Source organism: Actinocorallia longicatena (genome assembly GCF_039534125.1).
Taxonomy (GTDB): domain Bacteria; phylum Actinomycetota; class Actinomycetes; order Streptosporangiales; family Streptosporangiaceae; genus Actinocorallia; species Actinocorallia longicatena.
In genome coordinates this window covers 520,140-546,843 of sequence record NZ_BAAAUV010000003.1, presented here as the reverse complement: position 1 = coordinate 546,843, position 26,704 = coordinate 520,140, and the positions used below count along the sequence as shown (strand labels likewise).

Below are 26,704 nucleotides of genomic sequence, written 5' to 3'. Positions count from 1 at the left end.
GGCGGGGTCGCGGCGAGGCCGCCTGCGGCGGGGGCGGCGGCCCAGGAGGAGCCGAAGGGGTCCTGCGGTGCCTGCTGCCACGGCGCCGGGTCGGGCTGCTGCGCGGCGGCGGGCCAGGGAGCCGCGGCGAACGGGGTCTCGCCGTTCGGCGGCTGGGCCGGCCAGGAGGAGCCGGACAGCGCGCTCTGCTCGCTCGACCACGGGTCGGCGGCGGCGGGCTGCGGGGCCGACGGCCGGTCGTCGAAGACCGGGGTGAAGTGACCCGTGGGCTCGCCCAGCGAAGGGGCCTGCGCCGGGGCGATGGGCGTGGCGAACCAGTCGTCGGGGACGACCGGAGACGCGGCCGGCTGCGCCGGGTTCTGGACCGCCGGGTTCTGGACCGCCGGGTTCTGGGCCGACGCGTGCGGGGCCGACGGGTGCTGGGACGGGGTGGGCTCTTCCATGGCAGGGCTCCACCACTGTGTTGATTCGCCGGGTTCCTCCGGCGAGGCGGGTGCGGTCCACATCGAGGCGTCCAGTCGCATGGTCTTCTCGGTGCTGAGGCTCGGCGCGGCGTACGCGCCGGCGAGGGCGGTGAGGGGAGCGTCGCAGTGAGCGCAGCGCGATCGGCCTTCGGGCGCCGGTGCGGCGCAGGACGGACACTGCATGGCACTCACCCTTCGACGCTCGTCCTCTGACATTAGGGGGATCTGTGAAGGCAAGTTACTGCCTCGGTCGTTACCCGGTGATTCTGCCTTGTCCCTCCGGTATGTAAGACCGCAAGGTAGATAGAGAAGTAGTTGTGCGTTATGCATCACATCGCCACGCTTCGTGGTGTTCTCACCGCGGAAGGCATCCGAACCGGTGGTTCGGCGCTGATCACCACCGGATCTCCCCGTGCACCTACTAGAGTCATCGAAGGGCCTAAGGGAAAAGGGATTCGATGAGTGATCTTCCGCTGCGGTCGCAGTTGGCGGTCGCGCTGGGGCGGACCGCGTCGAAAATGTCGCGGCTGGCGGGGCGCGGCGACGGTTCGGTGATCGGCGGGAAGATCGGGCTGAAGCTCGATCCGGAGCTGCTCACCCGGCTGGCCAGCGACCGGAAGCTCGTGCTGGTGTCGGCGACGAACGGCAAGACGACCACGACGCGGCTCATCGCGAGCGCGATGAGCGGCCTCGGCGAGGTCGCGACCAACGCGTTCGGCGCGAACATGCCGACCGGGCACGTCTCCGCTCTGGCCTCGCAGCCCGACGCGAAGTACGGCGTCCTGGAGTGTGACGAGAAGTACGTGCCGCTCGTCCTCAAGGAGACCGGCGCGAACGTCGTGCTGCTGATGAACCTCAGCCGCGACCAGATGGACCGCGCCGGAGAGATCTGGCAGCTCGCCGGCAAGTGGCGCAAGGCGCTCGACGGCGCCGACACCCACGTCGTGGCCAACTGCGACGACCCGCTCGTCACCTGGGGCGCGCAGACCGCCAAGCGCGTCACCTGGGTCGCCGCGGGCCAGCACTGGAAGGAGGACTCCTGGTGCTGCCCCGAGTGCGGCGGGCCGCTCGACCGCGACCACAGCCACTGGGCCTGCCGCCAGTGCCACTTCGCCCGGCCCAAGCCCGACTGGATCCTGCACGGCAACCGCGTGACGGCCCCCGACGGCAACACCTACGACCTCGACCTCCAGCTCCCGGGCCGGGCCAACCGGTCCAACGGCGCGATGTCGCTGGCCGTCGTCTCCCTGTTCGGGATCGCGCCGCAGCAGGCCCTTCCGCTGCTCGGCCGCGTCGCCTCGGTGGCGGGCCGGTACACGACCGTCCAGCACGAGGGCCGCGACATCCGGCTGCTGCTGGCGAAGAACCCGGCCGGCTGGCTGGAGGCGTTCGACGTGCTCGACCCCGCGCCCGGCCCCGTCGCCCTGGCGATCAACGCCCAGGGCCCCGACGGACGCGACACCTCCTGGCTGTGGGACGTCGACTACCGCGTGCTCAAGGGACGCCCCGTCTGGGCCACCGGCGAGCGTAGGCTCGACCTGGCCGTCCGGCTCGAGGCCGCCGAGGTCGACTTCAAGGTCGTCGAGGACATCGAGCAGGCCGTCTGGGAAGTCCAGGGCGGCAAGCTCGACGTGATCGCCAACTACACCGCCTTCCAGTCCATCCGAACGAGGTACGGCCGTGCCCTCTGACATCGTGAAAATCGTCTGGATCTATCCGGACCTGCTCAGCACCTACGGCGACCGCGGGAACTGCATCGTCCTGGAGCGCAGGGCCAAGCTGCGCGGCATCCCGACCCGCACGGTGAACGTCCACTCCGACGAGCCGATCCCGGTCGACGGCGACATCTACCTCCTGGGCGGCGGTGAGGACCGTCCGCAGATCCTCGCGGCCCAGCGGCTGCGCGCCGACGGCGGCCTGCACCGCGCGGTGGAGTTCGGCGCGGCCGTGTTCGCGGTCTGCGCGGGCTACCAGCTCCTCGGCCACGAGTTCGGCGGCGAGGAGGGCCAGCCCGTCGACGGCCTGGGCCTGCTCGACATCCGCTCCGGCCGCGGCGAGATCCGCGCCGTCGGTGAGATCGTCGGCGAGGTCGACCCCGCCCTCGAGATCCCGATGATCACCGGGTTCGAGAACCACCAGGGCGTCACCCACCTCGGCTCCGGCGCCATCCCGCTGGCCAAGACCCTGGTCGGCATCGGCAACGGCAACGGCTACGAGGGCGCCTACAGCGGCCACGTCATGGGCACCTACATGCACGGCCCGGCGCTGGTCCGCAACCCCGCCCTCGCCGACCTGCTCCTGACCTGGGCGCTCAAGCGCCCCCTCCAGCGCATCGACGACACCTGGTCGGGCAAGCTCCGCACCGAACGCCTCAAGACCGTCCTCCCCACCCCTTCCTAGGACGTTCACCAGAAGCCCCCGGCCTCGTCGCCGGGGGCTTCCTGCTCTGTCCGACCGGCCCGCTATCGTCCGCTCATGATCGAAGAGCTGGTGGCCAGGCTGGAGTCCGGCGACGACGACGCCGCGGACGAGATCGCCGACCTCGCGGCGGTGGATCCGGAGGCCGTCGCGCCCCATCTGCGGCGCGTGCTGGCCGCGAACGTCCTGTGGCGGGCGCCCGTCCTCTACCGGGGCGGCGACGCCGACTTCCAGCGGTACGCGGCGCACCGCGTCGAGACCGAGCCGGACGCGGCGGCCCGGCTCGTGTACGCCCTCACCCAGACCCGCGGCCCGCAGGTCGAGGAGACCTTCCGGCGCTGGTCGCACAGCCTGCCCGAGGGCGTCGACCCCTACGGCCGCGGACTGCGCGCCCTGGCCCGCGACGGTGGCTGGCAGCCCGACGGCGACGGCGTCCGCCTGCTCGACGGCACCACCGCCTACCGGCTCGTCCCGTCCGGGGAGGCGACCCCCGCGCAGGAGGCGTGCCCGTGGTGCCTCAGCCCCCTGTGGACCGCGCTCGACGTCGACACCGCCGACCCGGCCGTCGCCCGCGCGCTCGACCACACCGGCTGGCGCGGACGGCTGCGCGTCACCACCTGCCACTTCTGCTCGTGCTACGGCACGACCTTCAGCGACGTCACCCCCGAGGGCGGCGCGGCCTGGTCGGAACGGACCGTCCGCCCCGCCTTCCTGCGTGACGCCGGCCCCGAGACCCCGCCGTCCACCGGCTTCGAGATCGGCGAACGCAGGGAGTCGCCCCTGCTCGCCAGCGCGTGGGAGGAGGGCGGCTCGACGCTCGGCGGCTCACCCGAATGGATCCAGTCACCGGACTACGTCGTCTGCCCGGCCTGCGACCAGGCCATGGACTACGTGGGCCTCATCGGCGGCGCCGACCTGGACGCGTACGGAGAGGGCGCCCACTACCTCTTCCTCCACACGCCCTGCGCGCTCACCGCCGTCGTCTACCAGCAGAGCTGAGCGACGCTCAGTAGACGAGGGCCTGGACGTCCGGGCGGGTGATCTCCTCGACGAAGGCGGGGGCGCCGGCGATGCGGACGCCCTCGATGAGGTCGGACTGGGTGATCTCGCGGCGGGCGGCGCACTGCGTGCAGAGGGTGACGGTCCCCGCGGAGAGGACGACGTCGAGGAGATCGGCGAGCGGCGCGGCGTGGGGGAGCGGGGGGAACTCCGCGACTCTGCCGGGCAGAGCGAACCAGGCGGACTCACCGGTGAGCCAGAAGGAGACCTCGACGCCGCTGGCCACCGCGGCGGCCGCGACCGTGAAGGCCTGGTTGGCGCGCTCGGGGGCGTCCGAACCCGCTGTTAGTTTGATCACCAGTGATCGGCTCATGGTCGGCAGCCTACTTCGGTGATTTCCCGGGATGGGAACCGATGGGATCTTTCTGGTGTCGGCAACGGATGATTTGCTGTATTGAGCAGCAGGAGGCAGGCTGTGAACTGGTCGCGTGGTATAGACCGGGCGGCTTTGACCACCGATTGACCCGGCGCTGTAAGGAGCCCACCGATGACCGAGCAGAACGGCCCCCAGTGGCCGTCGCCCGAAGAGCCGGCGTCGGCTGAGCAGCCCGCTGCCCCCGAACAGCCCGAGCAGCCGATCAGGCCCGCCGGAGAGCGGACCGTCGTCTTCGGAGCGCCGCAGCTGAGGCCGCCGGGCCAGCCGCCCGCGCAGCAACCGCCCCAGCAGCCGGGCGGCTACCAGGCCCCCGGCGAGCAGGTGCCGCCCGCCTACCAGCCGCCCGCCCCCGGCTGGCAGACCACCGAGCCCGCCCCGCAGGCCTTCCCTGCCCCGCCGGAGCCGCAGCAGTGGCAGCCGGCGCCTCCTTCCCATGGGCAGCAGCCGCAGCAGCCGGCCGACCAGGGCGGCTGGCAGCCGCTGGAGCCCCGCCAGGGCTGGCAGCAGCCGGAACAGCCCCAGCAGCCGGCCCCGCCGCAGCAGGGCTGGCAGCAGCAGCAGCCGTCCTGGCAGCAGCCCGCGGAGCCGCCGTCGTTCCCGCCGCCGCCCGCGGACTCCGCGCCCGACGCCTTCGCGCCGCCCGTTCAGGCCACGCCCTCCTTCCCGCCGCCGCCCGGTTTCCCGCAGGCCCCGCAGCCCCCGCAGGGTGAGGAGACGGCCGCCTACCCGCCGCCGCCGGCCTTCGAGCAGAAGCCCTCCACCGGCAGGCACGCCGAACCGCAGCCGCCTGCCGTGCCGCAGTCGCCGGCCGCGCCGCAGTCACAGTGGCAGGCTCCGCCGCCCGTGCCCGACGCCCCCTCGGCCTTCCAGCCGCCCGCGCCGGAGATCTCGGCCGCCCAGCCGCCCGCGCCCGGCGGCTACCAGCCGTCGAACGAGGACCCGTGGGGCACCGCCCCGCACCCGCGTCCGACCTTCGACCAGACCACCTTCGACCGTCCCGTGGTGGGCGAGGCGCCCGCCACCGCGATCGTCCCCGGCCTCCAGCTCCCGCAGCCGGACTTCCCGGCCCCCGAGCGGAGCGTCAGCGACCAGACCGTGCTGCCCGGCGGCCCGATCGAGGAGGCCAAGCCCACGGCCTTCTTCCCGGCCCCGTCCGCGCAGCCGCAGCAGCCGCCCCAGCAGCCGCCGTTCCCCGGCGACATCCCGCTGGTGACCAACAAGCCGGCCGAGACGGCCCGGCAGGACTCCGGCTGGCAGAGCGAGGACGCCCTGTCGACCCAGGCGCTCAACCCCGAGCCGCCCCAGCAGCAGCCCCAGCCGCCCATCGGCGGCGACACCCGGCTGGACTTCAACGCCGCCCAGTGGCAGCAGGCGGCCCAGCAGCCCCAAGCCCAGCAGCCTCAGGCCCAGCAGCCTCAGGTCCAGCAGCCCCAGCAGGACGAGGACGCCACCCAGGCCTTCGGCCAGCAGCAGTACGGCCAGCCGCAGGCCCAGGGCCCTTACGGCCAGCAGGGCCAGCAGCAGTACGGCCAGCCGCAGGCCCAGAGCCCCTACGGCCAGCAGCAGCACGGCCAGCAGGGTCAGCAAGGTCAGTACGGCCAGCAGCAGGGCCAGAACCCCTACGCCCAGCCGGGCCAGTACGCGCAGCCCCAGCAGGGTGGCCAGTACGGGCAGCCGCAGGCGGCCCCGGAGGAGGAGGGCGGCTCCAACAAGATCTGGATCTGGCTCGGCCTCGTGGCCCTGGTCGCCATCGCCGTGATCGTGGTCGCCTTCGTGCTCTGAGGCACCGGCCGCGAACGTTCCGCGCGTCAGACCCGTCCTTTCGGGCGGGTCTGACGCTTTTTTCGCTCCCAGGGAACAAGCGAAAGCGGGACGAACGTTGTATCCGGGGAGTGTCCAGGAGGCGTGCGGAAGGTTGCGCAGCGGGCATCGGACCCGGTAATGAGCCATTCGCTTTGACCTCGGGTGCAGGGGTTAGGTACCCTCTCCTTTCGTGCCCGCCTTTGGTGGGCTCGCCTGCGTGCGCGCAAAGCGGGGTCCGAAGACCCGGTGGCGCGGCGCAACTTGACTCCCCTCATCGCGAGGCTCCGCTGGAGCCTGGCGGAGTGCGGCCGGTGCGACACGCCCGACCGCGGGGGTCGGGGAGAGCAGGAAACCTGCAGGTCCAAAGCTCGCAAGAACAGCGGATCAGGGTTATGCGCGGACAGAAATTCCGGGTGTGACTCGCGCATACAAAACACAGTGTGGACAGCCCACGCTGACCCGGTCGCGGAGACCGGGCCCGGTACGACGAAGGAAGACGGAGAGCGGTGCCCACAATCCAGCAGCTGGTCCGAAAGGGCCGCCAGGACAAGGTGACCAAGACCAAGACGCCCGCGCTGAAGGGTTCTCCTCAGCGTCGCGGCGTCTGCACGCGTGTGTACACGACCACGCCGAAGAAGCCGAACTCGGCCCTGCGTAAGGTCGCGCGCGTCCGGCTCACCAGCGGCATCGAGGTCACCGCGTACATCCCCGGTGTCGGGCACAACCTGCAGGAGCACTCCATCGTGCTCGTGCGTGGCGGTCGTGTGAAGGACCTGCCCGGTGTTCGTTACAAGATCATCCGTGGTTCGCTGGACACCCAGGGTGTCCGCAACCGCAAGCAGGCGCGCAGCCGCTACGGCGCGAAGAAGGAGAAGAGCTAATGCCGCGTAAGGGCCCCGCGGGCAAGCGCGTTCTGGTCGCTGACCCGGTCTACAACTCCCCGCTGGTCACCAGCCTGATCAACAAGATCCTGCTGGACGGGAAGCGCTCCATCGCCGAGCGCATCGTCTACAACGCCCTCGAGGGCTGCCGCGAGAAGACCGGCAACGACCCGGTCGTCACGCTCAAGCGCGCGCTCGACAACGTGAAGCCGACCATCGAGGTCAAGTCCCGCCGCGTCGGTGGCGCGACCTACCAGGTCCCGGTCGAGGTCCGTCCGGCCCGCAGCACGACTCTGGCGCTGCGCTGGCTGGTCACGTACTCCCGTGGCCGTCGCGAGAAGACCATGACCGAGCGCCTCATGAACGAGCTCCTGGACGCCAGCAATGGCCTGGGCGCCTCGGTCAAGAAGCGCGAGGACACCCACAAGATGGCCGAGTCCAACAAGGCCTTCGCCCACTACCGCTGGTAGCAGCGGTGATGACGAGCAGACGAGAAGGACGCGAGCACAATGGCTGCTAAGACCGGTGTAGACCTCAACAGGGTCCGCAACATCGGGATCATGGCGCACATCGACGCTGGCAAGACCACGACGACCGAGCGCATCCTGTACTACACGGGCATGAGCTACAAGATCGGCGAGGTTCACGACGGCGCTGCGACCACCGACTGGATGGAGCAGGAGCAGGAGCGTGGCATCACGATCACCTCTGCTGCTGTGACCTGCAAGTGGTCCGTCGACAATGTTGAGAACACCATCAACATCATCGACACCCCGGGCCACGTGGACTTCACCGTCGAGGTCGAGCGCTCGCTGCGCGTCCTCGACGGCGCCGTCGCCGTCTTCGACGGTGTGGCCGGCGTCGAGCCGCAGTCCGAGACCGTTTGGCGTCAGGCCGACCGGTACGGCGTGCCGCGGATCTGCTTCGTCAACAAGCTTGACCGCACCGGCGCCGAGTTCCACCGCTGTGTCGACATGATCGTGAACCGCCTCAACGCGGTCCCGCTCGTGATGCAGCTGCCGATCGGCGCCGAGGCGGACTTCAAGGGCGTCATCGACCTGGTCGGGATGAAGGCGCTCGTCTGGAACGCCGAGGCCAAGCTGGGCGAGATGTACGACACCGTCGACATCCCCGACACCCACCTCGAGGCCGCTGCCGACTGGCGCGCGAAGCTCATCGAGACCCTCGCCGAGAACGACGACGAGATCATGGAGATCTACCTCGAGGGTGGCGAGCCCACCAACGAGCAGATCGTCCCGGCGATCCGTCGCGCGACCCTCGCCGCGAAGCTCACCCCGGTGTTCTGTGGCACCGCGTTCAAGAACAAGGGCGTTCAGCCCCTGCTCGACGCGATCGTTCGCTTCCTGCCGTCCCCGCTGGACGTCGACGCGATCGAGGGCCACAAGATGGGTGACGAGGAGACCGTCATCCTGCGCCAGCCGTCGGAGGACGAGCCGTTCTCCGGTCTCGCGTTCAAGATCATGTCCGACCCGCACCTGGGCAAGCTCACCTTCGTCCGCGTGTACTCCGGTGTGCTCGAAGCCGGCTCCTCCTACCTGAACACCGTTCGGGGACGCAAGGAGCGCATCGGCAAGATCTACCGCATGCACGCGAACAAGCGTGAGGAGATCGACCGCGTGGGCGCCGGCGACATCGTCGCCGTCATGGGTCTCAAGCAGACCACCACGGGCGAGACCCTCGCCGACGAGAAGAACCCCGTCGTTCTCGAGTCGATGAGCTTCCCGGCGCCGGTCATCAGCGTGGCGATCGAGCCGAAGACCAAGGCCGACCAGCAGAAGCTCGGTACCGCGATCCAGCGTCTGGCCGAGGAGGACCCGTCCTTCCAGGTCCGGACGGACGAGGAGACCGGTCAGACGATCATCTCGGGCATGGGCGAGCTCCACCTGGAGATCCTCGTCGACCGGATGAAGCGCGAGTTCAAGGTCGAGGCCAACGTCGGACGGCCCCAGGTCGCCTACCGCGAGTCGATCACGAAGACGGTCGAGAAGGTCGAGTACACCCACAAGAAGCAGACGGGTGGCTCCGGCCAGTTCGGTCGCGTGATCATCACGCTGTCCCCGCTCGGCGGCGGCAGCGACGCCTACGAGTTCGAGAACAAGGTCTCCGGTGGCCGTATCCCCAGGGAGTACATCCCCTCGGTGGACGCGGGCTGCCAGGACGCGGCCGAGTTCGGCGTTCTCGCCGGGTACCCGATGGTCGGCGTGAAGGTGACGCTGCTCGACGGTGCCTACCACGAGGTGGACTCCTCGGAAATGGCGTTCAAGGTCGCCGGTTCGATGGCGTTCAAGGAAGCGGCCCGCCGGGCCGGTCCTGTGCTCCTCGAGCCGATGATGGCCGTGGACGTGACCACGCCCGAGGACAACATGGGCGACGTGATCGGCGACCTGAACTCGCGCCGTGGCCAGATCCAGGCCATGGACGAGTCTCACGGCGCGCGGATCGTCAAGGCGCTCGTGCCCCTCTCTGAGATGTTCGGTTACGTGGGGGACCTGCGCAGCAAGACCCAGGGCCGGGCTGTTTTCACCATGCAGTTCGATTCCTACGCCGAGGTTCCCTCGAACGTCGCGCAGGAGATCATCGCCAAGGCCAAGGGCGAATAAGCCCCGACGATCCGGGCGGGAATCCACCCGCCCGGATCGGCCGAAGCACCACACCAGCCAGACAACGTACGTACGTCAGATTCACAGCGGCCGGCCCCTGCAGGGCGGCCGGGGGATCGCAATACTGAGGAGAACTCGTGGCTAAGGCCAAGTTCGAGCGGACCAAGCCGCACGTAAACATCGGCACCATCGGTCACATCGACCACGGTAAGACCACCCTTACCGCGGCGATCACCAAGGTCCTGCACGACGCCTACCCGAACCTGAACGCCGCCTCGGCGTTCGAGGACATCGACAAGGCGCCGGAGGAGCGCGAGCGCGGTATCACCATCTCGATCGCGCACGTCGAGTACCAGACCGAGTCGCGTCACTACGCGCACGTCGACTGCCCCGGTCACGCTGACTACATCAAGAACATGATCACGGGTGCCGCGCAGATGGACGGCGCGATCCTGGTCGTGGCCGCCACCGACGGCCCGATGCCGCAGACCAAGGAGCACGTGCTCCTGGCCCGCCAGGTCGGCGTGCCCTACATCGTCGTCGCGCTGAACAAGTGCGACATGGTGGACGACGAGGAGATCCTGGAGCTCGTCGAGCTCGAGGTCCGTGAGCTGCTCTCCGAGTACGAGTTCCCGGGCGACGACCTTCCCGTCGTGCGCGTCTCCGCGTACCAGGCCCTGCAGGGCGACGAGAAGTGGGCCGGCACCATCCTCGAGCTCATGAAGGCCGTGGACGAGAACGTCCCGCAGCCCGAGCGCGACACCGACAAGCCGTTCCTCATGCCGATCGAGGACGTCTTCTCGATCACCGGTCGCGGCACCGTCGTCACCGGCCGCATCGAGCGTGGCGTCGTCAACGTCAACGAGGTCGTCGACATCATCGGCATCAAGGAGAAGGCCACCTCGACCACCGTCACCGGTGTCGAGATGTTCCGCAAGCTCCTCGACCAGGGCCAGGCGGGCGACAACGTCGGCCTCCTGCTCCGTGGCATCAAGCGCGAGGACGTCGAGCGCGGCCAGTGCATCATCAAGCCGGGCACCAACACCCCGCACACCGAGTTCGAGGCCGCGGTCTACATCCTGTCCAAGGACGAGGGCGGCCGCCACACCCCGTTCTTCAACAACTACCGCCCGCAGTTCTACTTCCGTACCACGGACGTGACCGGCGTCGTCAACCTCCCCGAGGGTGTCGAGATGGTCATGCCGGGCGACAACACCGACATGCGCGTCGAGCTGATCCAGCCGATCGCCATGGAGGAGGGTCTCAAGTTCGCCATCCGTGAGGGTGGCCGGACGGTCGGCGCCGGTCGCGTCGCCAAGATCCTCAAGTAATACCCGCTCCGCGGGGGTGAGAGCCCCCGTAGAGTAACCAGCATCACAGTATGCGGCGGCGGGGAAGTGCCCCGGAATGACGGAAGGTATCCCCGTCGTTGCATATCCTGGTTCTAGTTCCCAACTAGAACACGCATCCGGGGCCACGTGTGTCCGCAAGGACCGCGCACCAACCCCGGTTTTGACACGTCAGCCCGCCTCTCGCGAGTCGGGAGGTTAATGCGCGGAGTCCACACTCCGTGCTGAGCAGCAAAGGACACACGGGCGCTATGGCGGGACAGAAGATCCGCATTCGGCTGAAGGCATACGACCACGAGGTCATCGACTCTTCCGCAAAGAAGATCGTCGAGACCGTGACGCGGACGGGCGCCAAGGTCGCCGGCCCGGTGCCGCTGCCGACCGAGAAGAACGTGTACTGCGTCATCCGCTCGCCGCACAAGTACAAGGACAGCCGCGAGCACTTCGAGATGCGCACGCACAAGCGGCTGATCGACATCATCGACCCCACCCCCAAGACGGTTGACTCGCTCATGCGGCTCGACCTTCCGGCGGGCGTGGACATCGAGATCAAGCTCTAAGGATTCCAATGAGCATCAGCAGGAAGGGCATCCTGGGCGAAAAGCTCGGCATGACCCAGGTCTACGACGCTGACGGCAAGATCGTGCCCGTCACCGTCGTTCTGGCTGGGCCCAATGTCGTCACCCAGGTTCGCTCCACCGAGAACGACGGTTACAACGCCGTGCAGCTCGGTTTCGGACAGATCGACCCGCGCAAGGTGAACAAGCCTCTGGCGGGACACTTCGAGAAGGCGGGCGTCACGCCCCGCCGCTACCTCGTCGAGCTGCGCACTGACGACGTCAGCGCCTACGAGCTCGGCCAGGAAGTCCTCGCCACGACCTTCGAGGCCGGCCAGAAGGTCGACGCGACGGGCACGAGCAAGGGCAAGGGATTCGCCGGTGTCATGAAGCGTCACGGCTTCTCCGGCCTGGGCGCCGGTCACGGCGTGCAGCGCAAGCACCGCTCGCCGGGCTCCATCGGCGGCTGCGCGACCCCCGGTCGCGTTTTCAAGGGTCTTCGCATGGCCGGCCGCATGGGCACGGTCCGCAAGACCGTTCAGAACCTCACGGTCCACGCCGTGGACGCCGAGAAGAACCTCATCCTGATCAAGGGTGCCGTTCCCGGCCCCAACGGCGGCCTGGTTCTGATCCGCAACGCCGTGAAGAAGATGGAGGTCCAGGCATGAGCAAGGTCGACGTCACGCTCGCGCCGGAGATCTTCGAGTCGAAGGTCAACATCCCGCTGATCCACCAGGTCGTCTGGGCCCAGCTCGCCGCGGCGCGCCAGGGCACCCACAAGACCAAGACCCGCGGCGAAGTCCGCGGTGGTGGCAAGAAGCCGTACCGCCAGAAGGGCACCGGCCGCGCCCGTCAGGGCTCGACCCGCGCGCCGCAGTTCGCCGGCGGTGGCATCGTCCACGGCCCGCAGCCGCGCGACTACACCCAGAAGACGCCCAAGAAGATGAAGCAGGCCGCTCTGCGGTCCGCCCTCAGCGACCGGGCCCGCGTCGGCCAGGTCCACATCGTCAGCAGCCTGATCGAGGGCGAGACGCCCAAGACCAAGACCGCTGTCAATGCGCTGCGCCTGGTGACCTCCGCCAAGCGCGTGCTCGTGGTGCTGAACCGCGAGGACGAGCTGACCTGGAAGTCCCTGCGCAACGAGCCGAGCGTGCACGTCATCGTCGCCGACCAGCTCAACACGTACGACGTGATGGTCAACGACGACGTCGTGTTCACCGAGAAGGGGTACGAGGAATTCCTCGCCCACGCCAAGGGGAGCGCGAAGTGAGCAAGATCTACGACCCCCGGGACATCCTTCTCGCGCCGGTCGTCTCCGAGAAGTCCTACGGGCTGCTCGACGAGGGCAAGTACACGTTCCTGGTGGACACCAGCGCCAACAAGACCCAGATCCGCCAGGCGGTGGAAGAGGTCTTCGGCGTCAAGGTCATCGGCGTGAACACCATCAACCGGCAGGGTAAGCGCAAGCGGACCCGCTTCGGCTACGGCACGCGCAAGGACACCAAGCGCGCGATCGTCAGCCTGGCGGAGGGCGAGCGGATCGACATCTTCGGCCCCCAGGCCTAGAGCCGGGCGACCGAAGAATTAGTAGGGGATGAACGAAAAAGATGGGCATCCGTAAGTACAAGCCGACGACTCCGGGTCGTCGTGGCTCCAGCGTGGCCGACTTCGTCGAGATCACGCGGTCCGAGCCGGAGAAGTCGCTGCTGCGACCGCTCCCCAAGAAGGGCGGCCGTAACAACAACGGCCGCATCACCACCCGCCACCACGGTGGCGGCCACAAGCGCGCCTACCGCGTGATCGACTTCCGTCGTCACGACAAGGACGGCGTCCCGGCCAAGGTCGCTCACATCGAGTACGACCCCAACCGGACCGCCCGCATCGCGCTGCTGCACTACGCGGACGGCGAGAAGCGCTACATCATCGCCCCCCAGGGTCTGAAGCAGGGCGACCCCGTGGAGAACGGCGCCGGCGCCGACATCAAGCCCGGCAACTGCCTCCCGCTGCGCAACATCCCGGCGGGTACGGTCGTTCACGCGATCGAGCTCAAGCCCGGTGGCGGCGCGAAGCTGGCCCGTTCCGCGGGTTCCGGCGCGCAGCTGCTCGCCAAGGAGGGCGCCTACGCCACGCTGCGTATGCCGTCCGGTGAGATGCGCAAGGTCGACGTGCGTTGCCGCGCGACGGTTGGAGAGGTCGGCAACGCCGAGCAGTCCAACATCAACTGGGGCAAGGCCGGCCGTATGCGGTGGAAGGGCAAGCGCCCGACCGTCCGCGGTGTGGCCATGAACCCGATCGACCACCCGCACGGTGGTGGTGAGGGCAAGACCTCCGGTGGACGTCACCCGGTCAGCCCGTGGGGCCAGAAGGAAGGCCGGACCCGCAAGGCCGGCAAGCCGAGCGACAAGCTGATCGTTCGTCGTCGCAGCAACAAGAAGCGGTAGGAGTCGTCATGCCACGTAGCCTTAAGAAGGGCCCCTTCGTGGACGACCACCTCATGAAGAAGGTGGACGTACAGAACGAGAAGGGGACCCACACCGTCATCAAGACGTGGTCGCGGCGCTCCATGATCGTGCCCGCGATGATCGGTCACACGATCGCCGTGCACGACGGCCGTAAGCACGTCCCGGTGTTCGTCAGTGAGTCGATGGTCGGGCACAAGCTGGGCGAGTTCGCTCTCACCCGCACGTTCCGCAGCCACGTCAAGGAAGACCGCCGCAGCCGTCGAGGCTGACGCGCAGCAAACCGAAGGGATCAGTCATGGAAGCCAGGGCCCAGGCGCGTTTCGTGCGCGTCACGCCCAGGAAGGCCCGCCGCGTGGTGGACCTTATTCGTGGCCTGCAGGCCGCGGAGGCTCAGGCTGTGCTGCGCTTCGCCCCTCAGGCAGCCAGCGAGCCGGTCGGCAAGGTGCTGAAGAGCGCCGTCGCCAACGCCACCCACAACTTCAACCTGGCCGAGGACACGCTGTTCGTGTCCAAGACCTACGTTGACGAGGGTCCGACCCTGAAGCGGTTCCGTCCGCGGGCTCAGGGTCGCGCGTACCGCATCAACAAGCGCACCAGCCACATCACCGTGGTCCTCGAGTCTCTCGAAGACGGTGCTTCGATCAAGAAGACAAGGAGGGCCCGGTAGTGGGGCAGAAGATCAACCCGCATGGGTTCCGCCTTGGTATCACCACCGACTTCAAGAGCCGCTGGTACGCCGAAAAGCTCTACAAGGACTACATCAAGGAAGACGTCGCGATCCGTCGCATGCTCACCAAGGGCATGGACCGGGCCGGCATCTCCAAGGTCGAGATCGAGCGCACCCGTGACCGGGTCCGCGTCGACATCCACACCGCCCGTCCGGGCATCGTGATCGGCCGCCGTGGCGCCGAGGCCGACCGCATCCGCGGCGACCTCGAGAAGCTCACGGGCAAGCAGGTCCAGCTGAACATCCTCGAGGTCAAGAACCCCGAGATGGACGCCCAGCTCGTCGCCCAGGGCGTCGCGGAGCAGCTCTCGAGCCGCGTCGCGTTCCGCCGGGCGATGCGCAAGGCGCTCCAGTCGACGATGAAGGCCGGCGCCAAGGGCATCAAGGTCCAGTGCTCCGGTCGTCTGGGCGGCGCGGAGATGTCCCGCAGCGAGTTCTACCGCGAGGGCCAGGTTCCGCTCCACACCCTGCGCGCCGACATCGACTACGGCTTCTACGAGGCCCGTACGACGTTCGGCCGGATCGGCGTGAAGGTCTGGATCTACAAGGGTGACGCGGCCCCGACCCGCGCCGAGCGCGAGCAGCGTGCCGCTGCCCAGCGCGCCGGCGCCGGCGCCGGTGGCGGCAACGACCGTCGTGGCGGAGACCGCCGTGGCGGCCGTGGCGGCGAGCGGCCCGCTCGCGGCGGCGCCCGTGGCGGAGCGCGCGGCGAGCGCGCCCCGCGTACCACTGAGAACACCGCGCCCGCTGCTGCCCCCGAGGCCGCCGCTCCGGCGCCTGAGGGGAGCTGAACGCCATGCTGATCCCTCGCAAGGTCAAGCACCGTAAGCAGCACCACCCCCGCCGTCGCGGCATGGCCAAGGGTGGCACGAAGGTGACCTTCGGCGAGTACGGGATTCAGGCTGTCGAGGGTCACTACGTGACCAACCGGCAGATCGAGTCCGCTCGTATCGCCATGACCCGCCACATCAAGCGTGGCGGCAAGGTCTGGATCAACATCTTCCCGGACCGTCCGCTGACGAAGAAGCCGGCCGAGACCCGCATGGGTTCCGGTAAGGGTTCTCCGGAGTGGTGGATCGCGAACGTGAAGCCGGGCCGGGTCATGTTCGAGCTGTCTTACCCGAACGAAGAGATCGCTCGTGAGGCGCTCACCCGCGCCATTCACAAGCTGCCCATGAAGTGCCGAATCGTGAAGAGGGAGGTGGGCGAGTAATGGCGAACACCACGGCCGAAGACCTGCGCACCCAGCCCGAAGACGAGCTGGTGACCAAGCTGAAGGAATTCAAGGAGGAGCTTTTCAACCTCCGGTTCCAGGCGGCCACCGGTCAGCTGGAGAACCACGGGCGGCTGCGCACGGTCAAGCGTGAGATCGCGCGCATCTACACCGTGATGCGGGAGCGCGAGCTCGGCATCGTCACCGTTGCCGAGGAGGGCGAGAAGTGAGCGCAGAGGTTACTGCGACCGAGACCGACAAGACCCGCGGGAACCGCAAGGTCCGCGAGGGCCTGGTCGTGAGCGACAAGATGGACAAGACCGTCGTCGTCGCCGTCGAGGACCGCGTCAAGCACCGGCTGTACGGCAAGATCATCCGCCGTACGACCAAGTACAAGGCTCATGACGAGCAGAACGCCGCTGGTGTCGGCGACCGGGTGCGTCTCATGGAGACCCGTCCGCTGTCGGCCACCAAGCGCTGGCGCGTCATCGAGATCCTCGAAAAGGCCAAGTAACTGGAACTGCGGGGGGCCTGGTCCGGGGCCCGAGGGTCCCGGACTCCCCGCACTCCCTTCTCGGGGTGAATCCCCGAGGAGCAAATCCACCAGGCTCCACCCCGGGTGGAGAACCGGTGAGAACCAACAGGAGTTAGAAGTGATCCAGCAGGAGTCGCGACTTAAGGTCGCCGACAACACTGGTGCGAAGGAGATCCTTTGCATCCGTGTTCTCGGTGGCTCCGGTCGGCGCTATGCGGGCATCGGCGACATCATCGTCGCCACGGTGAAGGACGCCCTTCCCGCGGCCGGCGTGAAGAAGGGTGACGTCGTCAAGGCGGTCGTCGTCCGTACGCGTAAGGAAGTCCGTCGCGCCGACGGTTCCTACATTCGTTTCGACGAGAACGCGGCCGTGCTCATCAAGGACGGCGGGGACCCGCGCGGAACCCGCATCTTCGGCCCGGTCGGCCGCGAGCTGCGCGAGAAGAAGTTCATGCGCATCGTCTCGCTCGCGCCGGAGGTGCTGTAATGAAGATCCGTAAGGGCGACGAGGTCGTCATCATCGCCGGTAAGTCCAAGGGCGCCACCGGCAAGGTCATCGCCGTCGACCTGAAGCGCGATCGCGTCACGGTCGAGGGTGCGAACCTCATCAAGAAGAACACCAAGGTCGACGCCCAGGGCAAGGGCGGTGGCATCGTCACCGTCGAGGCTCCGCTGCACGTCAGCAACGTGGCGCTGCTCGAGGACGGCAAGCCGGCTCGCGTCGGTTTCTCTGTCGTCGACGGCAAGAAGGTCCGGATCTCGCGTCGTACCGGCAAGGAGATCTGAGATGACCGAAACCACCACTGAGATCCCGCAGCCGCGGCTGAAGACGAAGTACCGCGAGGAGCTTCGTCAGCAGCTGCAGGAGCAGCTCGGCATCGAGAACGTCATGAACATCCCCGGTCTGACCAAGATCGTGGTGAACATGGGCGTCGGTGAGGCCGCGCGTGACGCGAAGCTCATCGAAGGTGCCGTCAAGGACCTGACCGCGATCACCGGCCAGAAGCCGGCCGTCGCCCGGGCCAAGAAGTCCATCGCGCAGTTCAAGCTGCGTGAGGGCATGCCGATCGGCGCGCACGTCACCCTCCGTGGCGACCGCATGTGGGAGTTCCTGGACCGTCTGCTGTCGCTCGCGCTGCCGCGCATCCGCGACTTCCGCGGCCTGAGCCCCAAGCAGTTCGACGGCCGTGGCAACTACACCTTCGGTCTCACCGAGCAGGTCATGTTCCACGAGGTCGACGTCGACAAGGTCGACCGCCAGCGTGGCATGGACATCACGATCGTGACGACCGCCACGAATGACGAAGAGGGCCGGGCGCTGCTGAAGCTCCTCGGCTTCCCGTTCAAGGAGGCCTAGGAAAATGGCGAAGAAGTCCCTCATCGCTAAGGCTGCTCGCAAGCCGAAGTTCGCCGTGCGCGCCTACACCCGCTGCTCGCGCTGCGGGCGTCCGCACTCCGTCTACCGGAAGTTCGGCCTGTGCCGTGTCTGCTTCCGTGAGATGGCTCACCGCGGCGAGCTGCCCGGCATCACCAAGTCCTCTTGGTAGCCGACAGCACCAGCGATTAGCACCACAACGTGAAGCTCCTCCCCCGATCGCCGATTCGGCGGTCGGGGGCGGGGTCGCGTACTGTACGAACAACAAACCGGGCACCCGAATCTGAGAGGTGCCCATGACCACGCTGTAGGTCCGTAGGGTCGCGAAAACCGCCTAGGCGGTGTGTAGCGGCAGCTGGAAACCGCGGCGAGGGAGGGCCACCAGGCCATGACGATGACCGACCCGATCGCAGACATGCTCACGCGTCTGCGTAACGCGAACTCGGCATACCACGACACCGTGTCGATGCCGTACTCGAAGATCAAGGCTCACATCTCCGAGATCCTCCAGCAGGAGGGCTACATCTCGGGCTGGAACGTGGAAGATGCCGAAGTCGGCAAGAAGCTCACCATCGACCTGAAGTTCGGGCCGACCCGTGAGCGTTCCATCGCCGGCATCAAGCGCGTTTCGAAGCCCGGTCTCCGGGTTTACGCGAAGAAGGACAACCTGCCCAAGGTCCTCGGTGGCCTTGGCGTCGCGATCATCTCGACGTCCTCCGGTCTGATGACCGACAAGCAGGCTGGCAAGCGCGGCGTGGGCGGCGAAGTCCTCGCCTACGTCTGGTAGCGGAAGGAGAATCAGACAATGTCTCGCATTGGACGTCTGCCGATCTCCGTTCCCAGCGGAGTCGAGGTCAAGATCGATGGCCAGAAGGTCACGGTCAAGGGCCCGAAGGGCACGCTCGAGCACACGATCGCCGAGCCGATCAAGGCCGAGCTCGAGGACGGCGTGGTCACGATCACGCGTCCCAACGACATCAACACGGTTCGCGGCCTGCACGGCCTGAGCCGCACCCTCGTCTTCAACATGATCGTGGGCGTCACCCAGGGTTACGTGAAGACGCTGGAGATCCAGGGCGTCGGTTACCGCGTCGTGGCCAAGGGCAAGGACCTCGAGTTCTCGCTCGGCTACAGCCACCCGATCCTGATCAAGGCCCCCGAGGGCATCACCTTCACTGTCGAGAAGCCGACCGTCTTCAAGGTCGAGGGCATCGACAAGCAGCAGGTGGGCGAGATCTCGGCCAACATCCGCAAGCTCCGTAAGCCCGACCCGTACAAGGGCAAGGGTGTGCGGTACCAGGGTGAGCAGATCCGCCGCAAGGTCGGAAAGGCTGGTAAGTAGTCATGGCCGGTACCAAGGACCTGTTCCGCAAGAACACGAGCAAGCGCGCCACGTCGCGCAAGCGTCGTCACCTGCGGGTCCGCAAGAAGGTCGTGGGCACCACCGTGCGCCCGCGCCTGGTCGTGACTCGCTCCACCCGGCACGTCTTCGTGCAGGTCGTCGACGACTCGATCCTCGGTGGTGGCAAGACGCTCGCGTCCGCGTCCACCATGGAGGCGTCGCTGCGTTCCAACGACGGTGACAAGACCGCCAAGGCCAAGGAAGTCGGCAAGCTCGTCGCCGAGCGCGCCAAGGCCGCGGGCGTCGAGTCGGTCGTCTTCGACCGCGCCGGCAACAAGTACCACGGTCGCATCGCCGCTGTCGCGGACGGTGCCCGCGAGGGGGGTCTCGCGCTGTGACCTCCTCCTTCAAGTCTGAGATGAGGAACCACTAATGGCAGCTGCTCCCAGTCGCGGAGGCGGCCAGGGCGGCGAGCGTCGTTCGGGCGGCCGTGACGGACGCCGTGACGACCGCCGTGGGGCCGACAAGGGTCAGTCGTACATCGAGCGCGTCGTCGCGATCAACCGCGTCGCCAAGGTCGTGAAGGGTGGTCGTCGCTTCAGCTTCACCGCCCTCGTGATCGTCGGCGACGGCAACGGCACCGTCGGTGTCGGCTACGGCAAGGCCAAGGAAGTTCCGGCCGCGATCGCCAAGGGCGTCGAAGAGGCCAAGAAGAACTTCTTCAAGGTCCCCCGTATCCAGGGCACCATCCCGCACCTCACCCAGGGTGAGGCCGCCGCGGGCGTCGTGCTGCTCAAGCCGGCCAGCCCCGGTACCGGTGTCATCGCCGGTGGCCCGGTGCGCGCCGTTCTCGAGTGCGCGGGCGTCCACGACGTCCTGTCGAAGTCGCTCGGCTCCTCGAACGCCATCAACATCGTCCACGCGACGGTGACGGCGCTCAAGCAGCTCAAGCGTCCGGAAGAGATCGCGGCCAAGCGCGGCCTGCCGATCGAGGACGTGGCCCCCGCCGCCATGCTGCGCGCTCGCGCGGCGGGCATCGAGGCCGCGAAGGTCGAGGTTTCGTCATGAGCGTGAAGACGCAGGCCGACATCCTCCGGGAGACCTCGGCGGACCGTCAGCTCAAGATCACGCAGATCAAGTCCGTGATCTCCGAGAAGCAGAACCAGCGGGACTCGCTGCGTACCCTGGGCCTCAAGCGCATCGGTGACTCCACCGTCCGCGCCGGCAAGCCCGAGGTCGTCGGCCTGATCCGCACCGTTGCTCACCTGGTGAGCGTTGAGGAGGTGGAATCATGAGCGACGCTCTGAAGATCCACGACCTCAAGCCGGCCCCCGGCGCCCACAAGAAGAAGGTCCGCAAGGGCCGCGGTGAGGCGTCCAAGGGTAAGACCTCCGGTCGCGGTACGAAGGGCACGAAGGCCCGCAACACCGTCCCGGTCGGCTTCGAGGGCGGCCAGATGCCGCTGATCCGCCGGATTCCGAAGCTCAAGGGCTTCAAGAACCCGAACCGGGTCGAGTTCCAGGTCGTCAACCTGGACAAGCTGGCCGAGCTCTACCCGCAGGGTGGCGAGGTCACGGCTGAGGACCTGGCCGCGAAGGGCGCCGTGCGCGCCAACCGCCCGGTCAAGATCCTCGGTACCGGCGACATCTCCGTCGCGGTGACGGTGAAGGTCAACGCCTTCTCCGGCTCCGCCAAGGAGAAGATCGTCGCTGCCGGCGGGACCGCCGAGCAGGTTTGATTTTCATGGAACCGGGATCGACCGTCCGTCGTTGGAAGGTCGGTCCCGGTTCTATCTGCTGTTAGCATCTCCGACGGGCCGACTTGCGTGTTAAGCCCGTCTCATTTATACGACCACAGGCCGTCCGGCCGACTGATCAGGTAATGGCGCAGGAGGAATGGTGCTCACCGCTGTCGCACGGGTGTTCAAAACGCCCGACCTGCGCAAGAAGATTCTCTTCACGTTGTTGATCATCTTCGTGTTCCGTCTGGGTTCGCAGCTTCCGGCCCCCGGCGTCAACGTCGGTGCCGTCAAGGACGCGATGAACCTGGCGTCCACGGGTGACAACAAGGGCATCTACTCCCTCGTGAACCTGTTCAGCGGCGGAGCGCTGCTGAAGCTGTCGGTCTTCGCGCTCGGCATCATGCCGTACATCACCGCGAGCATCATCCTGCAGCTGCTGACCGTGGTGATCCCGCGGCTGGAGGCCCTCAAGAAGGAGGGCCAGGCCGGAACCACGAAGATCACGCAGTACACGCGGTACCTGACCATCGGGCTGGCGATCCTGCAGTCGACCGGCATCGTGGCCATGGCCGCGACCGGCAACCTGTTCGGCGGCGCCACCGAGACGGACCTGCTGTACAACACGGACGTGTTCACCGTCGTGACGATCGTCATCACGATGACCGCGGGCACGGCCGTCATCATGTGGCTCGGCGAGCTCGTGACCGACCGGGGCATCGGCAACGGCATGTCGATCCTGATCTTCACCCAGGTCGTCGCGGTGTTCCCGTCGCAGTTCGTCCAGATCTTCAAGGACAAGGGCGGCTTCAAGTTCTCGATCATCATTCTGGTGGGCCTGTGCATCGTGGCCTCCGTGGTGTTCGTCGAGCAGGCCCAGCGCCGCATTCCGGTCCAGTACGCCAAGCGCATGGTCGGCCGCCGCATGTACGGCGGGACCTCGACCTACATCCCGCTCAAGGTGAACCAGGCCGGCATCATCCCCGTCATTTTCGCCTCGTCGCTGCTGTACCTCCCGCAGCTCGCCTCGCAGCTCTGGCCGAACAACGAGTTCCTCCAGAAAGAGATCATGCCGAGGCTGCAGCAGGACAACTGGGTGAACATGCTCATCACGTTCTCGCTGATCATCTTCTTCACGTACTTCTACGTCGCGATCACCTTCAACCCCACTGAAGTCGCCGACAACATGAAGAAGTACGGTGGTTTCATCCCGGGTATCCGTCCGGGGCGGCCGACCGCCGAGTACCTCGACTACGTGCTCACGCGGATCACCGCTCCTGGCGCGCTCTACCTGGGTCTGGTCGCCCTGATCCCCATGATCGCGTTCGCCGTCCTCCGGACGGCCAACGAGTTCCCCTTCGGCGGCACCAGCATCCTGATCATCGTCGGCGTTGGGTTGGACACCGTGAAGCAGATCGAGTCTCAGCTCCAGCAGCGCAGCTACGAAGGATTCCTCCGCTAGATGCGCATCGTTCTCGTCGGGCCCCCCGGAGCGGGTAAGGGGACACAGGCCCAGTTCATCGCTAGTCATCTGTCGATCCCGAAGATTTCGACCGGTGACATCTTCCGCGCCAATGTGAGCGGCGGAACCGAGCTCGGCGTTCTCGCCAAGCAGTACATGGACAAGGGCGACCTCGTCCCGGACGAGGTCACCGTGGCCATGGTCCGGGACAGGATCCACCAGGAGGACGCCGTCGGCGGCTTCCTGCTGGACGGCTTCCCCCGCAACGTCCCCCAGGCCGAGACCCTCAACGCCATGCTGGCGGAGGACGGTCTCCACCTGGACAGAGTCCTCCAGCTCGAGGTCGACAACGAAGAGGTGATCCGCCGGCTCTCGGGCCGCCGCACCTGTTCGGCGTGCCAGCGGATCTGGCACGTGGAGTTCGACGAGGGCAGGGACGACGTCTGCGACGACTGCGGGGGCCGGCTCTTCCAGCGGGACGACGACAAGGAAGAGGTCGTCAGGCACCGGCTGGACGTCTATGAGGAACAGACCGCTCCCATCGTGTCGTTTTATGACAAGGAGGGGATCCTCCTCCCGATCGACGCCACCGGTTCGGTGGAAGAGGTCACGGCACGGGCCCTCGGGGCATTGCGTTCTTAGTAGTTAGGCGAGTTGGGTGTTCAGAAGGAAGATGCGCGTCCAGGTCAAGTCACCCGAGCAGATCGAGCTCATGCGGGTGGCCGGGCGTCTCGTAGGGGAGACGCTGGCGCTGGTGTCCGCGGCCGTGAAGCCGGGCGTCAGCACCAAGGACCTGGACCGGCTGGCCGAGGAGAACATCCGGAGCAACGGCGGCATCCCCTCCTTCATCGGCGTACCCGGGCCGATCACGCCCTTCCCCGCCACCCTCTGCACCTCCGTGAACGAGGAGATCGTGCACTGCATCCCCAGGGACGACAAGATCCTGAGGGACGGCGACATCATCTCCATCGACTGCGGCGCGATCGTCGACGGGTGGCATGGCGACGCGGCCATCACCGTTCCCGTCGGCGAGGTCACCCCCTCCGTCCAGAAGCTCCTGGACGTCACCGAGGAGTCCCTGTGGCGCGGCATGGCCGCCTGCCTCGTGGGGGCCACTCTCGGGGACATCGGCCACGCCATCGAGTCGTACGTGCGCTCTCAGGGCCGTTTCGGCATCGTCGAGGGGTACGGGGGCCACGGCATCGGGACCGAGATGCACATGGACCCGTTCATCGCCAACGTCGGGCAGCCCGGCCGCGGGATGAAGGTCGGGCCCGGCATGGTCTTCGCGATCGAGCCGATGGTGAACCTGGGCAAGCCCGGGACCGACGAGCTCGAGGACGGCTGGACGGTCGTCACCGAGGACGGGAAGTACTCGGCGCACTTCGAGCACACGGTCGCGATCACCGAATCCGGTCCCCAGGTGCTCACCGCACTTGAAGACGGCACCGCGCGCATCGCAAAATTGAACGCGTCGTAAGAAGTCCCGACAGAGCACCTCTCGTGAGGAGAGTCCCGGATGCCGCAGAACCCCGACATGCGAGCGTCCGACAAGGACCGTGACCGGTTCGCCGAGGTCCTGCGCGACAACTACGCGGTCGGCCGGCTGACCCAGGACGAGCTGAACGAGCGCCTCGAGGCCGTCTACGCGGCCAAGACCGTCGGCGGGCTCCAGCAGCTCACCTCCGACCTCCCCGAGCAGGACCTGCACGATCTCCCGATCCCCGCCTCGACCGCCAAGCCGGTCCCGCGGACGGGCTCCAAGGCCGTCAAGGTCTACCGGACCGGCCTGGCCGCCTCCTGGGCCGCCTGGGGCTCGGTCAACATCGTCACCTTCGTCGTCTGGCTGTGCGTGCTGATCGGCACCGCAGGGGACGCCGCCTACCCGTGGTTCCTGTGGGTGGCGGGCCCCTGGGGCGCCGTCCTCCTCGCCGCGACCCTGTTCGGGCCGGACAAGGACTAAGCGAGCAGTCCGGCTCCGATCCAGCCGTCCTCGGCGCAGCCCGGGGGGAGGGCGAAGACGGCGGAGCCGATCGGGGTGGTCCAGTCGTTGAGCAGGTCGGAGGCCGCCAGGCGGCGTTGGACCGGGACGAACTGGCGGGCCAGGTCGGCCTGGTAGCAGGCGAAGATCAGGCCGGAGTCGGTGACGCCGTCCGGGCTGACGGTCTCGTCGTAGTTGTAGCCCCTTCTGAGCATGCGCAGGGCCGGGTCGGCGGCCTTGGCGAGGCGGATGTGGGCGATGTCGTCGATCACGGTGAAGCCCGTCGCGGCGGTCTTCGTGAGGTCGGGCTCGTCGTGCTCGCGGGTGCCGGTGAGCGGGGCGCCGGTGGACAGCCTGCGGCCCATGGCGAACTCCTTGGTGCCCTCGTCGGCGGCGTCCCACTTCTCCAGGTCCATGCGGATGCGGCGCAGGACCATCAGGGTGCCGCCGCGCAGCCACGCGGGGCCGTCGGAGATCCAGACGGACCGGTCGAGGTCGGCGGGCTGGACGGTGCCGTCGAGCTGGCCCATGAGGTTGCGCTGGGTCTGTCCCTGCGGCTGGGCCGAGCGGCGGAAGCCGCGCTGGGTCCAGCGGACGGTCGCGAAGTCCCGGGCGTCCTTGACGATCAGCCGCAGCGCGTGGGCGAGGGTGACCCCGTCGTCGGCGCAGAGCTGGACGAGCAGATCGCCGCCGCTCCACCGCTTCTCCAGCCGGTCGACCGGGAAGGCGGGAAGGTCGGCCAGCGGGCGAAGGTGCTCCAACTTCGCGGCCCGGAACAGGCCGGGGCCGAAGCCGAAGGTGACGGTCAGCCGGGCCGGGAGGCCGGCGAGTTCCGGCTGGGCGTCGGCCAGGCCGGTGCGGCCCGCGGTGAGGCGGCGGGCGTCGTCGGTGAGCAGGCGCATGAGCCTGCCGAGGTCGGCGCGGGCGATGCCGGGCCGCAGGTCGAAGCCCAGGAACGCGGCGTGGACCTGCGGAGGGGTGGCGATGCCCGCCTGGTGGGTGCCGTGGAAGGGCTCCACGGCCGGGATCTCGGCGGGGGCGGGTTCTGCGGTGGAGGGCGTGCCGGGACGGGCGAGGTAGGCCGCGGTGGCGGCGCCCGCCGCCACCGCGCCTCCGCCGATCAGGGCCCGCCGGGACGGGTGCGGCATCAGTGGCCCGGCGCGTACTTCTCGTTGCCGCCCTTGAAGGCCTTGCCCAGCGCGGTGAACGGGACGGTCGTGCCGTCCTCGAGCTTCAGCGTGAACGCGATCTCCGCGCCCGGCTCGATCGGCTCGGTGACGTTCATCAGCATGATGTGCAGGCCGCCGGGCTTGAGCTCCAGCCGTCCGTGCGCGGGGACGGTGAAGCCGCCCTTCCTCGGCTGCATCTTCATCTCGCCGCCCGCGCCGAGGACCTCGTGCAGCTCGACCATGGGTGAGGCGGGGGTGGTGGCGGCGACGACGGTGATGTCGGCGCCGGTGTCGTTGACGAGGGTGCCGAACGCGGCGGACATGCCCTTGTCGGCGGTCTTCACCCACTGGCCGGTGACCGTCAGGGAGGGGGCGGCGAGGGTGGGCGTGGAGGCGATGGGCGTGGAGGCGATGGGCGTGGAGGCGATGGGCGTGGAGGCGGCGGGCGCGGCCTTGACGGGTGCCGGGTCGTCGCTGCCGCCGCAGGCGGACAGCGTGAGGGCCAGCGCGAGGACGGCCGGGGAAAGGCGGAGCGGCATGGTGAGGAGAACCTTCCTGAGGAGGTGGTGAAGTGGTGGGCTCGGCGGCGCTCAGCGCGCCGGGAGGATCACCGGGGGACCCCTCAGGAACAGGACGTGCCGCAGGACGGCGGCGCGGAGCACCCGCACGCGGTCCGGGACGGCGGGAAGCGGCCGTGGCCGGACGGCCGGGATGGGGTGGAGCAGCGGGGCGAGGCGCAGGAGCAGCCGGCGGGCGAGACGCCAGATCCCGCTCTCGCCGCGGCGCAGCCACCAGGACGAGACGAGGGCGGCCAGGAGGTGGGCGAGGGTCATGCCCGGACGGCCGCCGGAGCCCTCGGCGAGCTCCTCGCCGCCGTGGTGGAGATGGCCGCCCTCGGCGAACAGCGCGTGGAGGGTGAACTGGCCGCCCGCGAGCCCGCCGAAGATCGTGGGAAGGCCGCGCTCGTGCCCGGCGAGCAGCCAGGCGAAGGCCAGGACGCCCAGGAATCCGGCGCCGACGGTCCACAGCGGCATCGGGGCGCGGGCCGCGGTCAGGTGGCCGAGGGACGTCAGGGAGACGCACACGGCGGCGAAGACCGAGGCGCGGACGAGACGGAGCGGCGGATTCCCCATGACGGCGCCCATCATTCCACGGGGTTCCGCGCAGCGGGC

The 26,704-nt window shown here is 68.1% G+C and carries 37 protein-coding genes and 1 pseudogene; 33 read left to right on the top strand and 5 right to left on the bottom strand.

Annotated elements, in window-relative coordinates:
* Nucleotides 1-443: pseudogene (locus ABD785_RS08250) on the bottom strand (hypothetical protein); the annotation flags it as partial.
* A gap of 479 nt (nt 444-922) precedes the next feature.
* On the opposite strand from ABD785_RS08250, the gene ABD785_RS08245 reads away from it, so the two are divergent.
* The 3 genes from ABD785_RS08245 to ABD785_RS08235 all read left to right on the top strand — a co-directional run bounded on the left by ABD785_RS08245 (nt 923) and on the right by ABD785_RS08235 (nt 3,881).
* The gene (locus ABD785_RS08245) at nt 923-2,155 is read left to right on the top strand and encodes a MurT ligase domain-containing protein (RefSeq protein ID WP_344824122.1); all 1,233 of its coding nucleotides are present in this window, start codon (nt 923-925) and stop codon (nt 2,153-2,155) included.
* A complete protein-coding gene (locus ABD785_RS08240; RefSeq protein WP_344824119.1) occupies nt 2,145-2,864 on the top strand; it encodes a type 1 glutamine amidotransferase in 720 nt (239 codons plus the stop codon). Before ABD785_RS08245 ends, ABD785_RS08240 begins: the two co-directional genes overlap by 11 nt.
* Before the next feature lie 75 nt (nt 2,865-2,939).
* Nucleotides 2,940-3,881: a hypothetical protein gene (locus ABD785_RS08235; RefSeq protein ID WP_344824116.1), complete on the top strand. Its 942-nt coding sequence runs from the start codon at nt 2,940-2,942 to the stop codon at nt 3,879-3,881.
* A 7-nt stretch (nt 3,882-3,888) separates the two neighbouring features.
* On the opposite strand, the gene ABD785_RS08230 is transcribed toward ABD785_RS08235, so the two are convergent.
* On the bottom strand, nt 3,889-4,254 hold the full coding sequence (locus ABD785_RS08230) for a DsrE family protein (protein ID WP_344824115.1): 366 nt from the start codon (nt 4,252-4,254) through the stop codon (nt 3,889-3,891).
* Between the two features lie 174 nt (nt 4,255-4,428).
* Here ABD785_RS08230 and ABD785_RS08225 point away from each other — a divergent pair, with 174 nt between their 5' ends.
* The 30 genes from ABD785_RS08225 to ABD785_RS08080 all read left to right on the top strand — a co-directional run bounded on the left by ABD785_RS08225 (nt 4,429) and on the right by ABD785_RS08080 (nt 24,345).
* A complete protein-coding gene (locus ABD785_RS08225; protein WP_344824112.1) occupies nt 4,429-6,099 on the top strand; it encodes a hypothetical protein in 1,671 nt (556 codons plus the stop codon).
* A 527-nt stretch (nt 6,100-6,626) separates the two neighbouring features.
* Nucleotides 6,627-7,001 (top strand): 30S ribosomal protein S12, encoded by a 375-nt coding sequence (gene rpsL / locus ABD785_RS08220; RefSeq protein WP_344451848.1) that lies wholly within the window; start codon nt 6,627-6,629, stop codon nt 6,999-7,001.
* Nucleotides 7,001-7,471, top strand: coding sequence for a 30S ribosomal protein S7 (rpsG, locus tag ABD785_RS08215; protein WP_230615144.1), 471 nt, complete (start codon nt 7,001-7,003; stop codon nt 7,469-7,471). Before rpsL ends, rpsG begins: the two co-directional genes overlap by 1 nt.
* A 39-nt stretch (nt 7,472-7,510) precedes the next feature.
* Nucleotides 7,511-9,622: an elongation factor G gene (fusA, locus tag ABD785_RS08210; protein WP_344824109.1), complete on the top strand. Its 2,112-nt coding sequence runs from the start codon at nt 7,511-7,513 to the stop codon at nt 9,620-9,622.
* Between the two features lie 137 nt (nt 9,623-9,759).
* Nucleotides 9,760-10,953, top strand: coding sequence for an elongation factor Tu (tuf, locus tag ABD785_RS08205; protein ID WP_344824106.1), 1,194 nt, complete (start codon nt 9,760-9,762; stop codon nt 10,951-10,953).
* 269 nt (nt 10,954-11,222) lie between these two features.
* Entirely contained in the window at nt 11,223-11,531 is a 309-nt protein-coding gene (gene rpsJ, locus ABD785_RS08200) for a 30S ribosomal protein S10 (protein WP_012854632.1), read from the top strand.
* An 8-nt stretch (nt 11,532-11,539) separates the two neighbouring features.
* The gene (gene rplC / locus ABD785_RS08195; RefSeq protein WP_344824103.1) at nt 11,540-12,196 is read left to right on the top strand and encodes a 50S ribosomal protein L3; all 657 of its coding nucleotides are present in this window, start codon (nt 11,540-11,542) and stop codon (nt 12,194-12,196) included.
* On the top strand, nt 12,193-12,798 hold the full coding sequence (rplD, locus tag ABD785_RS08190; protein WP_344824100.1) for a 50S ribosomal protein L4: 606 nt from the start codon (nt 12,193-12,195) through the stop codon (nt 12,796-12,798). Before rplC ends, rplD begins: the two co-directional genes overlap by 4 nt.
* Complete coding sequence (gene rplW / locus ABD785_RS08185) at nt 12,795-13,094, top strand: 50S ribosomal protein L23 (protein ID WP_344824096.1); 300 nt, start codon at nt 12,795-12,797, stop codon at nt 13,092-13,094. The genes rplD and rplW overlap by 4 nt, the downstream gene beginning before the upstream one ends.
* 41 nt (nt 13,095-13,135) lie before the next feature.
* A complete protein-coding gene (gene rplB / locus ABD785_RS08180) occupies nt 13,136-13,969 on the top strand; it encodes a 50S ribosomal protein L2 (RefSeq protein WP_344824094.1) in 834 nt (277 codons plus the stop codon).
* Nucleotides 13,970-13,977: 8 nt separating this feature from the next.
* On the top strand, nt 13,978-14,259 hold the full coding sequence (gene rpsS / locus ABD785_RS08175) for a 30S ribosomal protein S19 (protein ID WP_344824091.1): 282 nt from the start codon (nt 13,978-13,980) through the stop codon (nt 14,257-14,259).
* Nucleotides 14,260-14,285: 26 nt separating this feature from the next.
* Nucleotides 14,286-14,657 carry a 50S ribosomal protein L22 gene (gene rplV / locus ABD785_RS08170; protein ID WP_344824089.1) on the top strand — a complete coding sequence of 124 codons (372 nt, stop codon included), beginning with the start codon at nt 14,286-14,288 and terminating at the stop codon, nt 14,655-14,657.
* A complete protein-coding gene (rpsC, locus tag ABD785_RS08165; protein ID WP_344824086.1) occupies nt 14,657-15,508 on the top strand; it encodes a 30S ribosomal protein S3 in 852 nt (283 codons plus the stop codon). The genes rplV and rpsC overlap by 1 nt, the downstream gene beginning before the upstream one ends.
* Before the next feature lie 5 nt (nt 15,509-15,513).
* A complete protein-coding gene (gene rplP, locus ABD785_RS08160; protein WP_344824083.1) occupies nt 15,514-15,930 on the top strand; it encodes a 50S ribosomal protein L16 in 417 nt (138 codons plus the stop codon).
* Nucleotides 15,930-16,160 carry a 50S ribosomal protein L29 gene (rpmC, locus tag ABD785_RS08155; RefSeq protein ID WP_344824081.1) on the top strand — a complete coding sequence of 77 codons (231 nt, stop codon included), beginning with the start codon at nt 15,930-15,932 and terminating at the stop codon, nt 16,158-16,160. Before rplP ends, rpmC begins: the two co-directional genes overlap by 1 nt.
* Complete coding sequence (rpsQ, locus tag ABD785_RS08150) at nt 16,157-16,444, top strand: 30S ribosomal protein S17 (protein WP_344824078.1); 288 nt, start codon at nt 16,157-16,159, stop codon at nt 16,442-16,444. The genes rpmC and rpsQ overlap by 4 nt, the downstream gene beginning before the upstream one ends.
* 139 nt (nt 16,445-16,583) lie before the next feature.
* Entirely contained in the window at nt 16,584-16,952 is a 369-nt protein-coding gene (rplN, locus tag ABD785_RS08145; RefSeq protein WP_344824075.1) for a 50S ribosomal protein L14, read from the top strand.
* Nucleotides 16,952-17,251, top strand: a complete 300-nt coding sequence (gene rplX / locus ABD785_RS08140) for a 50S ribosomal protein L24 (RefSeq protein WP_344824072.1) — start codon at nt 16,952-16,954, stop codon at nt 17,249-17,251. Before rplN ends, rplX begins: the two co-directional genes overlap by 1 nt.
* A gap of 1 nt (nt 17,252) precedes the next feature.
* Nucleotides 17,253-17,822 (top strand): 50S ribosomal protein L5, encoded by a 570-nt coding sequence (rplE, locus tag ABD785_RS08135; RefSeq protein WP_344824069.1) that lies wholly within the window; start codon nt 17,253-17,255, stop codon nt 17,820-17,822.
* Between the two features lie 4 nt (nt 17,823-17,826).
* Nucleotides 17,827-18,012, top strand: a complete 186-nt coding sequence (locus tag ABD785_RS08130) for a type Z 30S ribosomal protein S14 (RefSeq protein ID WP_344824066.1) — start codon at nt 17,827-17,829, stop codon at nt 18,010-18,012.
* A 216-nt stretch (nt 18,013-18,228) separates the two neighbouring features.
* The gene (rpsH, locus tag ABD785_RS08125) at nt 18,229-18,627 is read left to right on the top strand and encodes a 30S ribosomal protein S8 (RefSeq protein ID WP_344824063.1); all 399 of its coding nucleotides are present in this window, start codon (nt 18,229-18,231) and stop codon (nt 18,625-18,627) included.
* Nucleotides 18,628-18,645: 18 nt separating this feature from the next.
* The gene (rplF, locus tag ABD785_RS08120; RefSeq protein WP_344824060.1) at nt 18,646-19,182 is read left to right on the top strand and encodes a 50S ribosomal protein L6; all 537 of its coding nucleotides are present in this window, start codon (nt 18,646-18,648) and stop codon (nt 19,180-19,182) included.
* A gap of 2 nt (nt 19,183-19,184) precedes the next feature.
* Nucleotides 19,185-19,580 (top strand): 50S ribosomal protein L18, encoded by a 396-nt coding sequence (gene rplR / locus ABD785_RS08115; protein ID WP_344824057.1) that lies wholly within the window; start codon nt 19,185-19,187, stop codon nt 19,578-19,580.
* Between the two features lie 34 nt (nt 19,581-19,614).
* Nucleotides 19,615-20,250 (top strand): 30S ribosomal protein S5, encoded by a 636-nt coding sequence (rpsE, locus tag ABD785_RS08110; protein ID WP_344824054.1) that lies wholly within the window; start codon nt 19,615-19,617, stop codon nt 20,248-20,250.
* Nucleotides 20,247-20,477: a 50S ribosomal protein L30 gene (gene rpmD, locus ABD785_RS08105; RefSeq protein WP_344824051.1), complete on the top strand. Its 231-nt coding sequence runs from the start codon at nt 20,247-20,249 to the stop codon at nt 20,475-20,477. Before rpsE ends, rpmD begins: the two co-directional genes overlap by 4 nt.
* On the top strand, nt 20,474-20,920 hold the full coding sequence (gene rplO, locus ABD785_RS08100) for a 50S ribosomal protein L15 (RefSeq protein ID WP_344824048.1): 447 nt from the start codon (nt 20,474-20,476) through the stop codon (nt 20,918-20,920). Before rpmD ends, rplO begins: the two co-directional genes overlap by 4 nt.
* A gap of 160 nt (nt 20,921-21,080) precedes the next feature.
* Complete coding sequence (secY, locus tag ABD785_RS08095) at nt 21,081-22,382, top strand: preprotein translocase subunit SecY (RefSeq protein WP_344824153.1); 1,302 nt, start codon at nt 21,081-21,083, stop codon at nt 22,380-22,382.
* Nucleotides 22,383-23,024, top strand: a complete 642-nt coding sequence (locus ABD785_RS08090; RefSeq protein WP_344824045.1) for an adenylate kinase — start codon at nt 22,383-22,385, stop codon at nt 23,022-23,024.
* Between the two features lie 16 nt (nt 23,025-23,040).
* Nucleotides 23,041-23,862 (top strand): type I methionyl aminopeptidase, encoded by an 822-nt coding sequence (map, locus tag ABD785_RS08085; RefSeq protein WP_344824042.1) that lies wholly within the window; start codon nt 23,041-23,043, stop codon nt 23,860-23,862.
* 39 nt (nt 23,863-23,901) lie between these two features.
* On the top strand, nt 23,902-24,345 hold the full coding sequence (locus ABD785_RS08080; RefSeq protein WP_344824039.1) for a DUF1707 SHOCT-like domain-containing protein: 444 nt from the start codon (nt 23,902-23,904) through the stop codon (nt 24,343-24,345).
* On the opposite strand, the gene ABD785_RS08075 is transcribed toward ABD785_RS08080, so the two are convergent.
* Genes ABD785_RS08075 through ABD785_RS08065 form a run of 3 tightly spaced genes read right to left on the bottom strand, consistent with a single transcriptional unit; the run spans nt 24,342 to nt 26,665 of the window.
* Nucleotides 24,342-25,511 carry a Dyp-type peroxidase gene (locus ABD785_RS08075; RefSeq protein ID WP_344824036.1) on the bottom strand — a complete coding sequence of 390 codons (1,170 nt, stop codon included), beginning with the start codon at nt 25,509-25,511 and terminating at the stop codon, nt 24,342-24,344. The genes ABD785_RS08080 and ABD785_RS08075 overlap by 4 nt on opposite strands.
* On the bottom strand, nt 25,511-26,071 hold the full coding sequence (locus tag ABD785_RS08070) for a copper chaperone PCu(A)C (protein WP_344824033.1): 561 nt from the start codon (nt 26,069-26,071) through the stop codon (nt 25,511-25,513). The genes ABD785_RS08075 and ABD785_RS08070 overlap by 1 nt, the downstream gene beginning before the upstream one ends.
* A 51-nt stretch (nt 26,072-26,122) precedes the next feature.
* Nucleotides 26,123-26,665: an MFS transporter gene (locus ABD785_RS08065; protein ID WP_344824031.1), complete on the bottom strand. Its 543-nt coding sequence runs from the start codon at nt 26,663-26,665 to the stop codon at nt 26,123-26,125.
* Nucleotides 26,666-26,704: the final 39 nt, after the last annotated feature.